This is a genomic window from Streptomyces sp. NPDC051909 (assembly GCF_040681095.1).
Classification (GTDB): Bacteria; Actinomycetota; Actinomycetes; order Streptomycetales; family Streptomycetaceae; genus Streptomyces.
This window is the reverse complement of sequence record NZ_JBFAYA010000022.1, coordinates 54,842-71,388: the sequence shown is the minus strand read 5'-3', so window position 1 is coordinate 71,388 and position 16,547 is coordinate 54,842. Positions and strand designations below refer to the sequence as shown.

At 73.3% G+C, this 16,547-nt stretch carries 12 protein-coding genes; 5 read left to right on the top strand and 7 right to left on the bottom strand.

All coding sequences use genetic code 11. The features are described 5' to 3' along the window. Positions 1-16 precede the first annotated feature (16 nt). Both pulA and AB0M18_RS28860 read left to right on the top strand, forming a co-directional pair. Entirely contained in the window at positions 17-5,323 is a 5,307-nt protein-coding gene (gene pulA / locus AB0M18_RS28865) for a pullulanase-type alpha-1,6-glucosidase (protein WP_365763056.1), read from the top strand. 127 nt (positions 5,324-5,450) lie between these two features. Then, positions 5,451-5,783, top strand: coding sequence for an isomerase (locus tag AB0M18_RS28860; protein WP_365763054.1), 333 nt, complete (start codon positions 5,451-5,453; stop codon positions 5,781-5,783). Between the two features lie 17 nt (positions 5,784-5,800). Here the strand turns inward: AB0M18_RS28860 and AB0M18_RS28855 are convergent, their stop codons facing one another. Next, positions 5,801-6,511, bottom strand: coding sequence for a TetR/AcrR family transcriptional regulator (locus AB0M18_RS28855; protein WP_365763052.1), 711 nt, complete (start codon positions 6,509-6,511; stop codon positions 5,801-5,803). Between the two features lie 38 nt (positions 6,512-6,549). Here AB0M18_RS28855 and AB0M18_RS28850 point away from each other — a divergent pair, with 38 nt between their 5' ends. Then, on the top strand, positions 6,550-6,888 hold the full coding sequence (locus tag AB0M18_RS28850; protein WP_365763050.1) for a hypothetical protein: 339 nt from the start codon (positions 6,550-6,552) through the stop codon (positions 6,886-6,888). Positions 6,889-6,892: 4 nt separating this feature from the next. Here AB0M18_RS28850 and AB0M18_RS28845 read toward each other — a convergent pair whose 3' ends face one another. The 4 genes from AB0M18_RS28845 to AB0M18_RS28830 form a co-directional block, all read right to left on the bottom strand. Further along, complete coding sequence (locus tag AB0M18_RS28845; RefSeq protein ID WP_365763048.1) at positions 6,893-7,951, bottom strand: PDR/VanB family oxidoreductase; 1,059 nt, start codon at positions 7,949-7,951, stop codon at positions 6,893-6,895. Beyond that, positions 7,951-8,838 (bottom strand): metal-dependent hydrolase, encoded by an 888-nt coding sequence (locus AB0M18_RS28840; RefSeq protein ID WP_365763046.1) that lies wholly within the window; start codon positions 8,836-8,838, stop codon positions 7,951-7,953. The genes AB0M18_RS28845 and AB0M18_RS28840 overlap by 1 nt, the downstream gene beginning before the upstream one ends. 157 nt (positions 8,839-8,995) lie before the next feature. Next, positions 8,996-10,948, bottom strand: a complete 1,953-nt coding sequence (locus tag AB0M18_RS28835; RefSeq protein ID WP_365763044.1) for a hypothetical protein — start codon at positions 10,946-10,948, stop codon at positions 8,996-8,998. An 85-nt stretch (positions 10,949-11,033) separates the two neighbouring features. Next, complete coding sequence (locus tag AB0M18_RS28830) at positions 11,034-11,834, bottom strand: tyrosine-protein phosphatase (RefSeq protein ID WP_365763042.1); 801 nt, start codon at positions 11,832-11,834, stop codon at positions 11,034-11,036. A 132-nt stretch (positions 11,835-11,966) separates the two neighbouring features. On the opposite strand from AB0M18_RS28830, the gene AB0M18_RS28825 reads away from it, so the two are divergent. Both AB0M18_RS28825 and AB0M18_RS28820 read left to right on the top strand, forming a co-directional pair. Continuing rightward, complete coding sequence (locus AB0M18_RS28825) at positions 11,967-12,668, top strand: hypothetical protein (protein ID WP_365763040.1); 702 nt, start codon at positions 11,967-11,969, stop codon at positions 12,666-12,668. Between the two features lie 349 nt (positions 12,669-13,017). Further along, positions 13,018-14,517, top strand: coding sequence for a PepSY-associated TM helix domain-containing protein (locus tag AB0M18_RS28820; RefSeq protein ID WP_365763038.1), 1,500 nt, complete (start codon positions 13,018-13,020; stop codon positions 14,515-14,517). Here the strand turns inward: AB0M18_RS28820 and AB0M18_RS28815 are convergent, their stop codons facing one another. Both AB0M18_RS28815 and glnII read right to left on the bottom strand, forming a co-directional pair. Beyond that, positions 14,518-15,054 (bottom strand): winged helix-turn-helix domain-containing protein, encoded by a 537-nt coding sequence (locus tag AB0M18_RS28815; protein WP_365763036.1) that lies wholly within the window; start codon positions 15,052-15,054, stop codon positions 14,518-14,520. It abuts the gene before it with no gap. Between the two features lie 375 nt (positions 15,055-15,429). Next, positions 15,430-16,461: a glutamine synthetase gene (glnII, locus tag AB0M18_RS28810; RefSeq protein WP_365763034.1), complete on the bottom strand. Its 1,032-nt coding sequence runs from the start codon at positions 16,459-16,461 to the stop codon at positions 15,430-15,432. Positions 16,462-16,547 lie beyond the last annotated feature (86 nt).

Here is a 16,547-nt window from a genome sequence, read left to right as displayed (position 1 = left end):
TCCTGGGAGCACCCTCGTGATACGCAAGAGAACGGCGGTCGTCACGGCCGCCGCCCTGTGCGCCGCCCTCGTGCCCGCCCTGCCCGTGGCGGCCGCCGCCGCGCCGCCCGCCCCGCCCTCCGACCGTGCCCTCGCCGCAACCCCCGCCCGGCACGACCTCACCCGCGAGCAGTTCTACTTCGTGCTGCCCGACCGCTTCGCCAACGGCGACCCGGCCAACGACCGCGGCGGTCTCACCGGCAGCCGCACCGCCACCGGCTTCGACCCGACGGACAAGGGCTTCTACCAGGGCGGCGACCTCAAGGGGCTGACCGAGCGCCTCGACTACATCAAGGGCCTCGGCACCACCGCCATCTGGATGGCGCCGATCTTCAAGAACCGGCCCGCGCAGGGCGAGGGCAAGGACGCCTCGGCCGGCTACCACGGCTACTGGATCACCGACTTCACCCAGGTTGACCCGCACTTCGGCACCAACGACGACCTGAAGAGGCTGATCGCCGCCGCCCACGCCAAGGGCATGAAGGTCTTCTTCGACGTCATCACCAACCACACGGCCGACACCGTCGACTACGCCGAGAAGAAGTACGGCTACCGCCCCAAGGGCGCCTACCCGTACCTGGACGCCTCGGGCCGTCCCTTCGACGACCGGACGAAGACGGCGAAGGTGGACGCGGACTCGTTCCCGTACACGCCGGTCCAGAGGACCGAGGCCGGCGCCAAGGTCCCCGCCTGGCTCAACGACCCCACGATGTACCACAACCGCGGCGACTCCACCTGGGCCGGGGAGTCCGCCGAGTACGGCGACTTCGTCGGCCTGGACGACCTGTGGACCGAGCGCCCCGAGGTCGTCGAGGGCATGAAGCGGATCTACGAGAAGTGGGTCCGCGACTTCGACATCGACGGGTTCCGCATCGACACCGTCAAGCACGTGAACCTGGACTTCTGGACCCAGTGGGCCACCGCCCTGGACAAGTACGCGGCCGAGCAGGGCCGTGAGGACTTCTTCATGTTCGGCGAGGTGTACTCCGCCGACACCGCCGTCACCAGCCCGTACGTCACCCGCGGCCGGCTCGACGCCACCCTCGACTTCCCCTTCCAGGACGCCGCCCGCGCCTTCGCCTCCCAGGGCGCCGGCGCCGACCGGCTCGCCAAGGTCTTCGCCGACGACTACAAGTACGGCTCCGACAAGGCCAACGCCTACGAGCAGGTCACCTTCCTCGGCAACCACGACATGGGCCGCGTCGGCACCTTCCTCAGGCAGGACCACCCGGCCGCGAGCGACGCCGAACTCGTCCAGCGGGCCCGGCTCTCCAACGAGCTGATGTTCCTCAGCCGCGGCAACCCCGTCGTCTACTACGGCGACGAGCAGGGCTTCACCGGCCCCGGCGGAGACAAGGACGCCCGCCAGACCCTCTTCGCCTCGCAGACCGCCGACTACCTGGACGACGACCAGCTCGGCACCGACCGCACCCACGCCTCCGACGCGTACGACACCGGCCACCCGATCTACCGCTCCATCGCCGAGCTGTCGAAGCTCACGAAGGCGAACCCCGCCCTGCGCGACGGAGTCCAGCAGGAGCGCTACGCCGAGGGCTCCGTCTACGCCTTCTCCCGTACGGACGCCAAGGCGCGGACCGAGTACCTGGTCGCCACCAACAGCGCCACCGAGCCCAGGACGGTCACCGTCCCCGTCGACTCGGCGAACTTCCGCACCCTGTACGGAGGTCAGGGCGCCGTCGCGGCCGAGGACGGCAAGGTCACCGTCACCGTCCCGGCGCTGTCCTCCCTCGTCCTGAAGGCCGACGCGCCGCTGCCCGCCCCCGCGAGCGCGCCCGCCGTGACGTTGAAGGCCCCGGCCCCCGGCGCCACCGGCACCGTAGAGCTGTCCGCCGACGTCACCGGCGGCGGCCTCAACCGGGTCGTCTTCGCCGCGCAGGTCGGCAACGGGCGCTGGCAGACCCTCGGCACCGCCGACCACGCCCCGTACAGGATCACCCAGCACGTCACCGCCCCCGCCGGCACCGCCCTGCGCTACAAGGCCGTCGCCGTCGACGCCGCCGGCCGCACCGCGAGCGCCCTCGCCGCCAGCACCGCGGGCCAGGTCCCCGCGCCCGAGAAGCCCGTGGCCGTCGAGCGCACCTACGCCGTCGTCCACTACCAGCGCCAGGACGGGAACTACGACGGCTGGAAGCTGAAGGCCGCCGACCAGGAAGCCGCGTTCACCGGCCGCGACGCCCACGGCGCCTTCGCCTGGGTCCGCGTCCCCGAGGGCGCGTCCACCCTCCCGTACACCGTGGAGAAGGACGGGGCCGCCGACGGCCCGCAGCGAAGCATCAGCCTGGGCCGCACCGGCGAGGTCTGGATCACGCAGGGCGCCGACGGCCAGTCCGACACGAACCCGGCCCCCGCCCCGCAGGACAAGACCAAGGCCGTCATCCACTACCAGCGCCCCGACGGGAACTACGACGGCTGGGGCCTGCACCTGTGGACCGGCGCCGCCCAGCCCACCGACTGGTCGCGGCCGCTCATGCCGACGCGCGTGGACGCCTACGGCGCCGTGTACGAGGTGCCGCTCACCGAGGGTGCGAGCTCGCTGTCGTACATCGTCCACAAGGGCGACGAGAAGGACCTGCCCACCGACCAGTCCCTCGACCTCGCCACGTACGGCAACGAGGTCTGGCTGCTCGCCGGACAGCCGAAGTACCTGCTGCCGACCACCGGCGGCGCCCCGAACCTCGACCTCGGCAAGGCCGAGGCGCAGTGGATCGACCGGAACACCGTCGTCTGGAAGATCAAGGCCACCGACGCCACCAGCCAGCAGCTGGTGTACGCGCCGGGCACGGCGGGCGGCGGCATCACCGTCACCGACGGCGCCCTGAGCGACGAGGGCCGCTGGCTGCGGCTCACCGCGGGAAGCCTCACCGACGCCCAGAAGGCGAAGTACCCGCACCTCAAGGACTACCCGGCCTTCACCGTCGACCCGCGTGACGCCGACCGCGTACGGGACTCCCTGCGCGGCCAGCTCCTCGCCACCCAGCGGGCCGCCAACGGCGCCCTGCTCGCCGCGACCGGAGTGCAGACGGCGGGCGTGCTCGACGACCTGTACGCGGCGAAGGCCACGCAGAAGGCCCTCGGCCCGGTGTTCCGCAACGGCCGCCCCACCCTGTCGCTCTGGGCGCCGACCGCGCAGTCCGTCGCCCTCGAACTCGACGGGCGCAGCGTGCCCATGCGGCGCGACGCCGCCTCCGGCGTCTGGTCCGTCACCGGCACCAGGGACTGGGCGGGCAAGCCGTACCGCTACGTCGTGAAGGTCTGGGCGCCGAGCGTCCAGAAGCTCGTCGAGAACCGGGTCACCGACCCGTACTCCACCGCGCTCACCACCGACTCCGCCCGCAGCCTCGTCGTCGACCTAGCCGACCCCCGGCTCGCGCCCAAGGGCTGGCAGGGCCTGAAGAAGCCGGCCGCCGTGCCGCTGCGCGACGCGCAGATCCAGGAACTCCACATCCGCGACTTCTCCATCGCCGACCCCACGGCCGAGGCCGGCCACCGCGGCACCTACCTCGCCTTCACGGACGCCGGCAGCGAGGGCTCGCGGCACCTGCGGGAACTCGCCGACTCCGGCACCTCCTACGTCCACCTCCTCCCGGCCTTCGACATCGGCACCATCCCCGAGAAGAAGTCCGACCGCACCGAACCCGCCTGCGACCTCAAGGTGTACGCCCCGGACTCGGAGGAGCAGCAGGCCTGCGTCGCCGCCGCGGCGGTCAAGGACGCCTACAACTGGGGCTACGACCCGCTGCACTACACGGTGCCGGAAGGCTCGTACGCCACCGACCCGAACGGCACCCGCCGCACCGTCGAGTTCCGGCAGATGGTCCAGGCGCTCAACGGCGAGGGCCTGCGCACCGTCATGGACGTGGTCTACAACCACACCGTGGCCGCCGGACAGTCCGACAAGTCCGTCCTCGACCGCATCGTGCCCGGCTACTACCAGCGCCTCCAGGCCGACGGCTCCGTGGCCACCTCCACCTGCTGCGCCAACACCGCGCCCGAGAACGCCATGATGGGCAAGCTCGTCGTGGACTCGGTCGTCACCTGGGCCAGGCAGTACAAGGTCGACGGCTTCCGCTTCGACCTCATGGGCCACCACCCCAAGGCCAACATCCTGGCGGTGCGCAAGGCCCTGGACGAGCTGACGGTCGCGCGCGACGGCGTCGACGGAAAGTCGATCATCCTCTACGGCGAGGGCTGGAACTTCGGCGAGATCGCCGACGACGCCCGCTTCGTGCAGGCCACCCAGAAGAACATGGCGGGCACCGGCGTCGCCACCTTCTCCGACCGGGCCCGCGACGCCGTCCGCGGCGGCGGCCCCTTCGACGAGGACCCCCGCATCCAGGGCTTCGCCTCCGGCCTCTACACCGACCCGAACGCGTCTGCCGCCAACGGCACCCCGGCCGAGCAGAAGGCCCGCCTCCTGCACTACCAGGACCTCATCAAGGTCGGCCTGACCGGCAACCTCGCCGCGTACACCTTCACCGACAGCTCCGGCCGTACGGTCAAGGGCTCCGAGGTCGACTACAACGGCGCCCCGGCCGGCTACGCCGCCGCACCCGGCGACGCCCTCGCCTACGCCGACGCCCACGACAACGAGAGCCTGTACGACGCGCTCGCCTTCAAGCTCCCGGCCGGGACCCCGGCGGCCGACCGGGCCCGTATGCAGGTCCTCGCCATGGCCACCGGCACCCTCTCCCAGGGCCCGGCGCTCTCCCAGGCGGGCAGCGACCTGCTCCGCTCCAAGTCCCTCGACCGCAACTCGTACGACAGCGGCGACTGGTTCAACGCGATCCACTGGGACTGCCGCGACGGCAACGGCTTCGGGCGGGGCCTCCCGCCGGCCGCCGACAACAAGGCCAAGTGGTCCTACGGCAAGCCGCTCCTGGTGAACCCCGCGCTCAGCGTCGGCTGCCCGGAGATCACCGGCGCCTCCGCCGCCTACCGCGACCTCCAGAGGATCCGCACCACCGAACCCGCCTTCTCCCTGGCTTCGGCCGCAGAGGTGCAGGAACGGCTCTCCTTCCCGCTGTCCGGCCGCGACGAGACCCCCGGCGTGATCACCATGCGCCTGGGCGACCTGGTCGTCGTCCTCAACGCGACCCCGGGCAGCGCGTCCCAGAAGGTCGCCGACCTGGCGGGGCAGGCCTACCGCCTGCACCCGGTCCAGGCGGCCGGCTCCGACGCGGTCGTGAAGACCGCCGCGTACGACACGTCCTCGGGCACCTTCACGGTCCCGGCGCGGACGGTGGCGGTCTTCACGGCCCGCTGATCCGATCCGCACCCAGCACACCCCCCACGGGGCACAGGGGCCGTCCGCTCAGCGGACGGTCCCTTGTGCGTGGGGCGGGGGCGCGGTCAAGCTGGGCCCGACATCCGCATCACCAGGAGTGACCCCCATGCCGCAGATCACCGTCGACTACTCCGCGCCCCTCGACCGGCGCGGCTTCGCGCTCGCGCTGCACCCGCTCGTCGTGGAGACCGTCGACGCGCGCATCGAAGCCTGCAAGACCCGCTTCCGCGAGGTCGAGGAACTGGTCGTCGGCGACGGCGCCACCGACGACACCGTCGTCCACGTCGAGATCGCCCTGCTCGCGGGCCGCACCGACGAGGCCAAGGCCCGGCTGAGCGAGGCCGTGCTCGCGCTCGTGCCCGGCTTCCTCAAGGAGACGGACGGCGTACGGATCTCCGCCGAGGTCCGCGACCTCGACGCGTCCTACGCCAAGGCCTGACCGGGCACCTGTCCGTCCTACTCGGACGCCTGTCCCACCTGCGGCACCAGCGCGATGAGCCGGCCCACCAGGTCTCCGAACGGCCCGTCGGCCGGCTCGTCGGCGAGCATCCGCACCACGAGCCCCGCCATCTCGTCGTCGTACGCGGCGCTGACCGCGGTGAGCGCCGCGAAGTCGTGCACGAGCTGCACTTCCAGCTCCGCACGCGGCACCCGGCGCCCGTCCAGCCACAGCAGCGCCGTCGACTCGGCGAGCGACACCCAGGAACGGACGACCAGTTCGAGCCGCGGCGAGGGCTTGGCGACGTCCAGGTGCGCCAGGATCTGCTCGTAGGCCGCCTGCCGCACCTCGTCGATCATCGCGTTCGTCGTCGACGAACCGACCGCCGGACCGCCCCGCATCAGCGCGGCGAAGCCCGGCCCGTGGTCGTCCACGAAGTCGAAGAAGCGGCCCATCACACGCAGCAGCCGCGCCCCCAACGGGCCCTGCGGCGGCTCCAGGAAGCGCGCGGCCAGGTCGTCGGCCGCGCGGCGCAGCGCCGCCTCGTACAGGGACTGCTTCCCGGGGAAGTAGTGGTAGACGAGCGGCCGCGAGATGCCCGCGGCCGCGGCGATCTCGTCGATGGAGACCTCGTCGGGGGAGCGGCGGCTGAACAGCTCAAGCGCCACCCCGATCAGCTGCTGTTTGCGCTCCTCGACGCCCATCCTTCGGCGTACCCCGGTCGTCATGCGAACAGCCTAACGGGAGTCCGTTACGCTCCCGCCACATGAGTGCTTCTGAGCAGGACATCCCGGAGACCGAGACGGAGACCGAGGCCGAGACGGAGGGCGAGGCCGGGGCGGAGCCGACCGGACTCACGCCCAGGCAGGCCCGCCTCGCACGTGTCGTCGCCGGTTCGGTGCTGCTCGTCGTGACCGCCGCGGTCCTGGTGACCCGCCTGGCGGCCCATACGTCCGTCCTCGTCGTCGGCGTGTACGGGCTCGCCATGATCCTGTGCGGCGTCGTCATCGAGCTGTCCCGCAACGGGCGTACGCGGCTTGCCACCTGGCTTCTGGTGGGCGGGCTCGCCACCGCGTTCGCCCTGGACTGGCTGGTCCTGCCCTGACCCGTCAGAGGTCCAGGACCAGCCGCTCACCGGCGCACCGCGACACGCAGATCAGCATCGAGTCGGTCCGCTCGGCGTCGGTGAGCAGCTCGTCGCGGTGGTCCACCTCGCCCTCCACGACCCGCTGTTGACAGGTTCCGCAGAAGCCCTGCTGACAGGAGTAGAGGACACCGGGGACGGCCTCGCGCACCGCCGAGAGCACCGACTGGTCGGCCGCCACGGCCAACGTCCGTCCGGTGCGACGCAGTTCGACCTCGAAGGGCGCGCCGCCCTCCGTACGGCTCGCGGAGAAGCGCTCCAGATGCGGCACCCGGCCCTCGGGCAGGGCGGCCGTCACCGCGTCCATCAGGCCCTCGGGCCCGCAGCAGTGCACCTCGGTCCCGGCGGGGAGGTCGGAGAGGAAGCCGAGGTCGGGCCGCCCCTCGACGTCCTCGGCCACGACCGTCGTGCGCCCGCCGCCCAGCTTCCCGACCTCGTCCAGGTACGGCATGGTGGCCCGGCTGCGCCCGCAGTACAGCAGCCGCCACTCGGCCCCGGCAGTCTCCGCCGCGCGCAGCATCGGCAGGATCGGCGTGATCCCGATGCCGCCGGCCACGAAGACGTACGAGGGCGCGGACGCCAGTGGGAAGCGGTTGCGCGGCCCGCGGATCTCGATCTCGGTGCCCACGTGCAGCTGTTCGTGGACCTCGGCCGAGCCGCCGCGGCCGCCCTGCTCAGGCTCGATGAGACGGGTGGCGATCGTGTAGACGTCACGCTCGCCGGGGTCGCCGCACAACGAGTACTGGCGGACGGTGCCGGACGGCAGCACCAGGTCGATGTGCGCGCCCGGCTGCCAGTCGGGCAGCCCGGAGCCCTCCAGGCGCAGCTGGACGACCCCCTCGGCGGGCTCGGTGCGGGCGGCCACCAGGACGTGCCGGGTCACGGTGGCCTGCCGGCCCCGGCCCGAGACAGGCACCTCCAGGGCGGGCATCGGCCAGAGCGGCGAGGCGTCGATCCGGCGCCGCAGCGCCCGCTTGGCGAGCAGTGCGGCCCCGGCGACGAGGACGACGGTGCGCAGACGCATCAGACACGGCCTCCGTTGGCGCCGGGGGAGGTGGCCAGGTAGGCGGCGGCCTGGGCGGTGGAGCCCTCCTGGGAGGGGTGGTAGGCCCGGCTGAGATAGCGCGGGATCGCGCGCAGCAGGTCGGGGGTGGTCGGCAGCACGCCCTGGCGGCCCTTCCGTACGAACTGCCCGACGCTCGGCTTCGCGTCGAGGACCGTCGGGTCGTGCTCCATGAAGAAGCGCACCCCGCGCTGCCAGAGGAAGACCAGCGCACCGAACGCGGCCGCCCAGGTGCGGGCGCGCCGCCGGTAGCCGCCGTCGAGGTGCATGAACAGCTCGAAGGCGACCGCGCGGTGCTCGACCTCCTCGGCGCCGTGCCAGCGCAGCAGGTCCAGCATCACCGGGTCGGCGCCGACCCGGTCCAGCTCCTCGGCGTTGAGCACCCAGTCGCCGAGGAAGGCCGTGTAGTGCTCGATCGCGGCGATCAGCGCCACCCGCTCCATCAGCCACCAGCGCCGCGGCCGCCCCGGCGGCAGCGTCCGGTCGCCGAGCAGCTTCTCGAAGAACCAGTCGACCTGCGCGGTGTACGGCGTGGGGTCGAGGCCCTGCTTCTTCAGGTGCGGCAGGACGTCGTCGTGCGCCTGCGAGTGCACGGCCTCCTGCCCGATGAAGCCGATGACGTCCGCACGCAGCCGCTCGTCGGTGATGTACGGCAGTACCTGCTTGTAGACGTGCACGAACCAGCGTTCGCCGGCCGGGAGCAGCAGGTGCAGCACATTGATCGTGTGGGTGGTGAACGGGTCGCCGGGAACCCAGTGGAGCGGTGTCTGTTCCCAGTCGAAGGAGACCTTGCGGGCCTTGAGCTCGATGTGCTCCGACGCGACCGGGGCGGGCTGCGTATTAGACATGGCGTCAATGTACTGAGGGGTAGGCCCGAGGAACAGGGGTCGCGCATGAGCTTTTTCCGGGTGCGGCTACGGGTCCGGGTGCGGCATGCGTACGGGCATGTGTACGGGGCGTGGTGCGGGCGCGGGGCAGGCGCGGGGCGAGCGGGTGCCGTGCGGCTCAGCGCAGGGCGCCCACCCGCCGCCCGTCGCCGAGGGTGCCGACGAGGTCCGCGCGGCTGCCCGCCGCCGCCTTCACCGCGAGCAGCGGCCCCTCCGAACGCGCCTTCACCCCGCCCGACAGCGTCAGCGACGCGAAGTCCGGCGAGCCCGCCGCGAGCACGTACCACTGCCCGCTCCGCGCCTGCCACACCACGCCCGCGAGCACCCGCGGATCCTTCGGCCCGCACGCCGGGGTCCCCTCCGAGCGGGCGGCCGGCGCCGCCGGCCCGGTCGCGCCCGGCGCCCGGAACAGTGCCAGGCTCCGGCTCCCGGTGCCCCGCCAGGTCTCCGCCCGCGCGCACCACCACTCGGCGCGCCCGGCGCCCTCCGGGAGCCGCTGGCTCGCGTACGCCCAGGAGTTGACCGTCCGCACCCCGTGCGAGCTCAGCGCCGGCAGCCGGCACGCGATCCGCGCCCACTGCCCGAGCGCCGCCGCGCCCGTCACATCGGCCGGCCGGGCGGGCGGGCCCGAGGTCAGCCGGGCGGGGGCCAGTTCGCCCAGGTCCGTGAGCAGCCGCGGCCCCGACTCGTCGCGCAGCTGGAGCGCGGTCCAGCGGGTGCAGCTCGCGGCCGTCACCGGGCTCGGGATGGGCTCGGTCACCCCGGACGCGTCCCGGGTCAGCACCCGCGGCGCCTTGTCCGGCAGCAGCAGGTCCCGGACCGCCGCCTCCCGCACCCACGGTGCCGTCAGATAACGCACGTTGCCCCCGGCCCGGGACACCACGAGCGCCGCCGAACCCACCGCGTCCGCCCCGTCCGTACGGGCGAAGTCGAGCGCCGCGCCTTCGCGCTCGCCGACCGGCTCCGCGTACCGCACCGCCCGCAGACCGTCGTGGAAGATCACCACCCGGTTCGCGTCCACCTCGCCCGCGAACAGCAGCTGCGGCGAGCCCATCGGCGGCCCCGGCGGCGTGCCCGGCGTCGCCGAGGCGCGCACGGTCGGCCCCGGCCGCGCCCACACCGCGAGCGCCCGGCGCAGCAGCGCCCTGTCCCCGGTCAGCCCGCCGCGGGCCGGCCACACCGAGAAGTCGGTGCGCGGCGAGAACCGCCAGTCGGTCGCCCCCACCCGCTTCAGACCCGACGGGTCGAGCGCCGCCTCCGCCGCCGGATTACGGGCGTACGACGGGGCCGCAGCACCGTTTCTGCCCCACCCGTCGCCCGGCAGCCCGAGCAGCGCCCCGCACACCACCACCGCCGCGGCCGCCGCGAGCGCCGCCCGGCCGTGCTGGCGCCGCCGCATCAGGTCCGTCGGCCGGGCCTGCAGCGAGCACGGGTCGAACTCCGGCGACTCCAGGAGCACATACTGCGCCTCGACCCCGTCCGCCTCCGCGAGCGCCCCCTTCGGGTCCGCCACCCCGGCCGCGCCGAGCACCCGCAGCACCTCCGGATCGCCCTGCCGCTCAAGTCCGCGCAGCACGTACGCCGCCCTGGCCGGCCCGGACAGCGCGGAGAGCCGCTGGTCCAAGGCGAGTTCATCGGCGCCACCGGCCCGCGGGAACACCCGCAGCCCCCACACCTGCGGCAGCAGCGGCGGGAACTGCGCGCGCCGCGGCAGCGCCCGGCGGAGCAGCGGCAGCCCCGCGATCAGCGCCTGCCGCAGCACCTCGCCCCGTACGTACGCGTACCCCGGGTCGACCGCGTCCTCGTCCGCCCGCCGTGCCCCCGGCACCGCCCCGCCGCCCGCCCCCGAGGTCCGGCGGCGCGGCAGCGCACGCTGCACCAGCGCGTGCGCGGTCAGCACCCGGCGGTTGCGGCCGAGGGAGGGCGGAAGCACCAGATAGGCGATCCGGACGAGCCGCGGATAGTGCTCGACGAGCGCGGCCTCGGCCTGCTCGACCTCGACCGGACCGGGGGCGGCGGGACCGGGGGAGTCGGGGGTGGGGGCGAGTTCCTCGGTTTCCTGGCTGCTCACGTTCAGCAGAACGAGCGAATGGTGCGATGGTCACCCCGGTCGGCGTCCCCGAACGGGTCGAGCCTGCGCGTGTGTGCTCCGGGGTTCAGGCGGCGTGGACGGTCAGACGCTCGCGCACGAGGCCGACGACCTCGTCCGGGACGCCCAGCCCCTCGCGTACGTACTTCTCCATCGAGCCGTGCCGTACCGCCACCTCGTCCAGGGCCGCCTCCAGGTACGCCGGCACCACCCCGATGAGCGCGAGCGCCAGCTCCGGGTCGCCGCCCTGCGCCGTGAACCCCTCGATGAGCGGCGCGAACGCCTCCCGCACCCCCGGGTTGACCGCCAGATACTCCGCCATCACCGTCCGCTCGTCCGCGCCGAGCAGCGACAGCACGATCGTCGCCGCCCACCCCGTGCGGTCCTTGCCCGCCGTGCAGTGGAAGAGCAGCGGACCGGCGGCCGGATCGCCCAGCTCGGTGAGGAAGGCGCCGTACGAGGCCCGGGCCGACTCCGTGTTCACGAAGGCCCGGTAGGTGCGCGTGAACGCGGCCTGCGCCCTGCCCCCGCCGAGGTGCTCCTCGGCCAGCGCCGGATCGGCGAGCAGCGTCTTCAGACGGGCGGCCGGCGGCAGCCCGCTGGTCGCCAGGAAGTCGGCGAGCACATCGGCCACCACCACCCGCCCGCCCGGCGGCAACCGGTCCGGCCGGTCGGCCCGCTCGGCGGCGGTCCGGAAGTCGACCACCGTACGGATCCCGAGCCCGCCCACCACCGAGTCCGCCGGATCGAGCCGGTCCAGCTGCCCGGACCGGAACACCAGCCCCTCCCGCACGCTGCGCCCCGCGCCGAGCGGAAGCGTCCCGAGGTCACGGAGGTTGGCGACGGTGGCGGCGGGGATGGCGGGCATGCGTCGACTCCTCGTACGAAGCGGTTTGCCTGAATTTCGCACGTTTCCTACGAACCGTAACCGATGGGGTCCGGGGCGTCCCCGGGAGGCGGTCTCCCGCGCGCGGGCGCGGGATGACAGCATGGGGTCACCATGACGCACCCCCGGTCGCCCCTGCGCGCCCTCCGCGCCGCGCTCTTCGCGGTGGTGTGCGTGACATTGGCGGCGATGGGGCATTCGTCCATGTCTGCCCACTCCGTGCCGCCGGCCTCGCTCCTCACCGCCTTCGCGGTGACGGGCGCCCTCGCCTGGGCGGCCGCGGGCCGCCGACGCGGCCAGGTCGCCGTGGCGGCGGGGTCGACCGGTGTGCAGGGCGCGCTGCACCTGATGTTCGCCGCGGGGGAGCGGGGTGGGCCGCGCCTGGCTTATGGGCTCGGGTCCGGGGAGCACGGAGCATCCGCCGAGGCGCCCCTCGGGCACGCGGAGCACATGGCCCACATGGTGCAGTCCGGCCACGTCATGACCCCGGATACGGGCGCGGGCGCCGGGATGCTCGCCGTGCACCTGCTCGCCGCGCTGGCCTGCGGCCTGTGGCTCGCCCGGGGCGAGGCGGCGCTCTTCACCCTCGCCCGCACGGTCGGCTCCCGCGCCCGCACTCCGCTGCGGCTGCTGCTCGCCGCCGTACGCATCCGGGTCCGGATCCCGGCCCCACCGCCCCACCGCCCCGCGCGCCCCACCCACCGGACCCACCGCCTCCAGGGCGTCGTCCTCGCCCACGCCGTCTCGCGCCGCGGCCCCCCACGACCGTCCGCACCCCGTGCCACGACCCTCGGCACACTCGTCGCACTCGTCTGACGCGACCGCCCGGGGGTCGCTTCTCCCTTGTCGACACACGACCTGTGTCGTACGCAGGGTGCTGGATGCCACGTGACGGCACGTACGGCCGATGCCGTACGACGGCGGACGCCTGGCGGCGGCCGGATGACGGCGAAGCCCGGCGGCGAGAGCCCGGCGGTGAACGCCTGACGGCGGATGCCCGAGGCCGACGCCTTTCGGCTTCCGCCCGAGCGTGAGCGGTCAAGCTCACGGTCTGCCGCTCAGGCCGCCCGCCACGGCGCCCGTCGGGCCGCCACGGCCCACGGCCATCCGCGCATCCAGGCATCCGCACCCCGCGTACGCCGGGTCGACGACCTCTAGGACCGTCATGACACTCGACGACCTCGCACGCCGTCCGGAACCGGCCGAACCGACCGACCCGGCCCCGGGTGCGTCTCCGACCCCGACCCCGACCCCGATCCCCACCCGCCCGAGCGGATGGGCCGCGCTGCGGCCGTTCGTGCTGCGGCTGCACTTCTTCGCGGGCGTGCTCGTCGCGCCGTTCCTTCTCGTGGCCGCCGTCAGCGGACTGCTGTACGCGCTCGCCGTCCCGGCCGAGAAGGTGCTGTACGCGCACGAGCTCGAAGTCCCGGTGCCCGACGGCGCCGCCGCGCTCCCACTCGAACGGCAGGTCGCGGCGGCCCGCGCCGCCCGCCCCGAGGGCACCGTGACCGCCGTGTGGCCCGGGGCCGAACCCGGCGCCACCACACGGGTGTTGATGGCCGACCCGGAGGCGCCCGAGGGCACCTCGATGGCCGTCTTCGTGGACCCGTACACCGCCGCGATACGAGGGGAGCTGCCCAGCTACGGAAGCTCCGGCGCGCTGCCGCTGCGCACCTGGATCTCGGGCCTCCACGTGGACCTGCACCTCGGTGAGCTCGGCCGCAACTACAGTGAGCTGGCCGCCAGTTGGCTGTGGGTGGTCACGCTCGGCGGTGTGCTGCTCTGGGTGGGGCGGCGGCGCAGGAACCGGCGCGCGCTGTTCCTGCCCGAGGGCGGGGCCAGGTCCCGCCGCCGTACCCTCTCCTGGCACGGCGCGGTCGGCCTGTGGGCGGCGGCCGGCCTGGTGGCGCTGTCGGCGACGGGACTGACCTGGTCGCGGTACGCGGGCGAGAACATCGGCGGCGTGCAGGACCGGATCGGCGGCGCGACCCCGAAGCTCTCCGCGGGCATCACGGCCGGCGGTTCGGCCGGTGCCGGGGAGCACGCGGGCCACCACACGGGGATGCCGATGCCCGCCGCCGAGAAGGGCGCGGACATCGGCATCGACAAGGCGGTCGCGGCGGCCCGCGCCGCCGGGATCGACAGCCCCTCGATCGCGGTCGTGCTGCCCGCGGAGGGCTCCGGCTACGTGGTGAAGGAGACCGACAAGCAGTTCCCGGCGGAGCTGGACTCGGTCGCCGTGAACCCCGCCGACGGCGCCGTCCTGGACGAGCTCCGCTTCGCGGACTACCCGCTGCTCGCGAAGCTCACCCGGATCGGAATCGACGCCCATATGGGCCTGTATCTCGGCCTGTTCAACCAGCTGGCGCTCGCCGCCCTCGCGCTCGCCCTGATCCTGCTGGTCGTCTGGGGCTACCGCATGTGGTGGCTGCGCCGCCCGGGACGTCCGGTCGCCCGCGGCACCTGGCGCAAGGTCCCTCCGACGACGCTGCTTCCGCTGCTCGCGGCGACGGCGCTCGTGGGCTGGTTCGTGCCGCTGCTCGGCCTCAGCCTGGTGGCGTTCCTGGCCGTCGACCTCGCCCTCGGGCTCCTCGCGCGGACGAGGCCGAGGACGGGGTCGGAGACGAGGCCGGAGACGGGGCCGGGAACCGGGCGAACGGCCTGATCAGGGCGTGTACTTGTAGCCGACCCGCCGCACGGTCTGGATCGTGTGGCGGTGCTCGGCGCCCAGCTTGCGGCGCAGCCGGGCCACGTGCACGTCGACGGTCCGGCCGTCGCCCACGTGCCCGTACCCCCACACCGTGGTGACCAGCTGGTCGCGGGTGTGTACCCGGTGCGGGTGGGCGACGAGATGGGCGAGGAGTTCGAACTCCAGATACGTCAGGTCGAGCGCCCGCCCGTCGACGCGGGCGATCCGCTGCACGCCGTCGATGGTCACCGGCCCTGGAACCGGCGTCGGCGCGGGCGTATTCGCCGCCTCCGTCTGCTGGTCGGCGGGCAGCAGCACCAGATAGCCGACCATCGGCGGGCGGCCGGGCAGCGTGGGCAGGGCGTGCGGGGGCGCCGGCAGCAGCGTGGCGCCCGGCGGCAGGAGTCCGGCCACCCGGGCGAGCCCGGCGACCTCGTCGGGCGCCACGGCGCGCAGCCGGGGGCGCGACGGGGCCAGGGGAGCGGCGGTGGCAGCGGTGTGGGTGTGGGCCATGGGAGCTCAGCTCTTTTCGCGCGAGTCACGAACGGACGGGACGGGACGGAAGGCGTCGTACGTCGAACGTCATGCGCGGCGGCCGAAGGCCGGGGGACCGGAGACGGCTCCGGTCGGGCTTTAGAGGGCCGACGCGTTCCTCACGCGCCGACAGCACCGGTCGAAGTCGTGGTGCTGTCGGGAAGGCCAGAACGGCTCGAGGTCGTGGCGACCTGTCGCGGTGTCGTTCTGCGTCCTCTCCATATCCCTATTAAATCAGGAGGGAAACGCGCTGAGCACCCCCTGGTACGTCACACTCGACATGCTCGACATGCTCAACGCGAAGGGGCCCCACCGTCGTTCGACGGCGGGGCCCCTCACCGGGCGCGGTGCGGATCAGACCTGGCCGGCCTTCTCCAGGGCCTCGCAGCAGGTGTCCACCAGGAGGCGGGTCACCGTGTACGGGTCCACGTTCGCGTTCGGACGGCGGTCCTCGATGTAGCCCTTCCGGTCCTGCTCGACCTGCCACGGGATACGGACCGAGGCGCCGCGGTCGGAGACGCCGTAGGAGTACTGGTCCCACGGGGCGGTCTCGTGCAGGCCGGTCAGACGGTCGTCGATGCCGGCGCCGTAGTTCTTGACGTGGTCGAGCGGCTTGGAGCCCTCGCCCAGCGCCTCGCACGCGGTGATGATCGCGTCGTAGCCCTCGCGCATCGCCTTCGTGGAGAAGTTGGTGTGCGCGCCCGCGCCGTTCCAGTCGCCCTTCACCGGCTTCGGGTCCAGGGTCGCGGAGACGTTGAAGTCCTCGGCGGTGCGGTAGAGCAGCCAGCGGGCCACCCACAGCTGGTCGGCGACCTCCAGCGGCGCCAGCGGGCCGACCTGGAACTCCCACTGGCCCGGCATGACCTCGGCGTTGATGCCGGAGATGCCCAGACCCGCCTTCAGGCAGTTCTCCAGGTGCGCCTCGACGACGTCACGGCCGAAGATCTCGTCCGCGCCGACACCGCAGTAGTAGCCGCCCTGCGGGGCCGGGAAGCCGCCGACCGGGAAGCCGAGCGGGCGCTCGCCGTCGAAGAAGGTGTACTCCTGCTCGATGCCGAAGATCGGCTCCTGCGCGGCGTACTTCGCGTACACCTCCGCCAGCGCGGCCCGGGTGTTGGACGCGTGCGGCGTCATGTCCGTGTTCAGCACCTCGCACATCACGAGGATGTCGTCGCCGCCGCGGATCGGGTCCGGGCAGGAGAAGACCGGCTTGAGCACGCGGTCCGAGGCGTGACCCTTGGCCTGGTTCGTGCTGGAACCGTCGAAGCCCCAGATCGGCAGCTCCTCCAGCGGAAGGACCTCACCGGAGATGATCTTCGTCTTCGAACGGAGCTTGGCGGTCGGCTCGGTGCCGTCGATCCAGATGTACTCAGCCTTGAAGGTCACGGGGCCTCATCCTTTGGCGTGCTGCGGGTGCTCCGCGGGCGGCGGCGGCTCGCGACATTGCGAGAGCTGCGGTGGCGGTGTCTGCG

Excerpts from the sequence above, each read along its gene's own strand:
- AB0M18_RS28830 (WP_365763042.1), bottom strand. The coding sequence starts at position 11,834 with ATGCCCGCCATCCCCGCCGCCACCGTCGCCAACCTCCGTGACCTCGGG.
- AB0M18_RS28855 (WP_365763052.1), bottom strand. The coding sequence starts at position 6,511 with ATGACGACCGGGGTACGCCGAAGGATGGGCGTCGAGGAGCGCAAACAG.
- AB0M18_RS28840 (WP_365763046.1), bottom strand. The coding sequence starts at position 8,838 with ATGTCTAATACGCAGCCCGCCCCGGTCGCGTCGGAGCACATCGAGCTC.
- AB0M18_RS28850 (WP_365763050.1), top strand. The coding sequence starts at position 6,550 with ATGAGTGCTTCTGAGCAGGACATCCCGGAGACCGAGACGGAGACCGAG.
- AB0M18_RS28845 (WP_365763048.1), bottom strand. The coding sequence starts at position 7,951 with ATGCGTCTGCGCACCGTCGTCCTCGTCGCCGGGGCCGCACTGCTCGCC.
- AB0M18_RS28815 (WP_365763036.1), bottom strand. The coding sequence starts at position 15,054 with ATGGCCCACACCCACACCGCTGCCACCGCCGCTCCCCTGGCCCCGTCG.
- AB0M18_RS28820 (WP_365763038.1), top strand. The coding sequence starts at position 13,018 with ATGACACTCGACGACCTCGCACGCCGTCCGGAACCGGCCGAACCGACC.
- AB0M18_RS28825 (WP_365763040.1), top strand. The coding sequence starts at position 11,967 with ATGACGCACCCCCGGTCGCCCCTGCGCGCCCTCCGCGCCGCGCTCTTC.
- AB0M18_RS28860 (WP_365763054.1), top strand. The coding sequence starts at position 5,451 with ATGCCGCAGATCACCGTCGACTACTCCGCGCCCCTCGACCGGCGCGGC.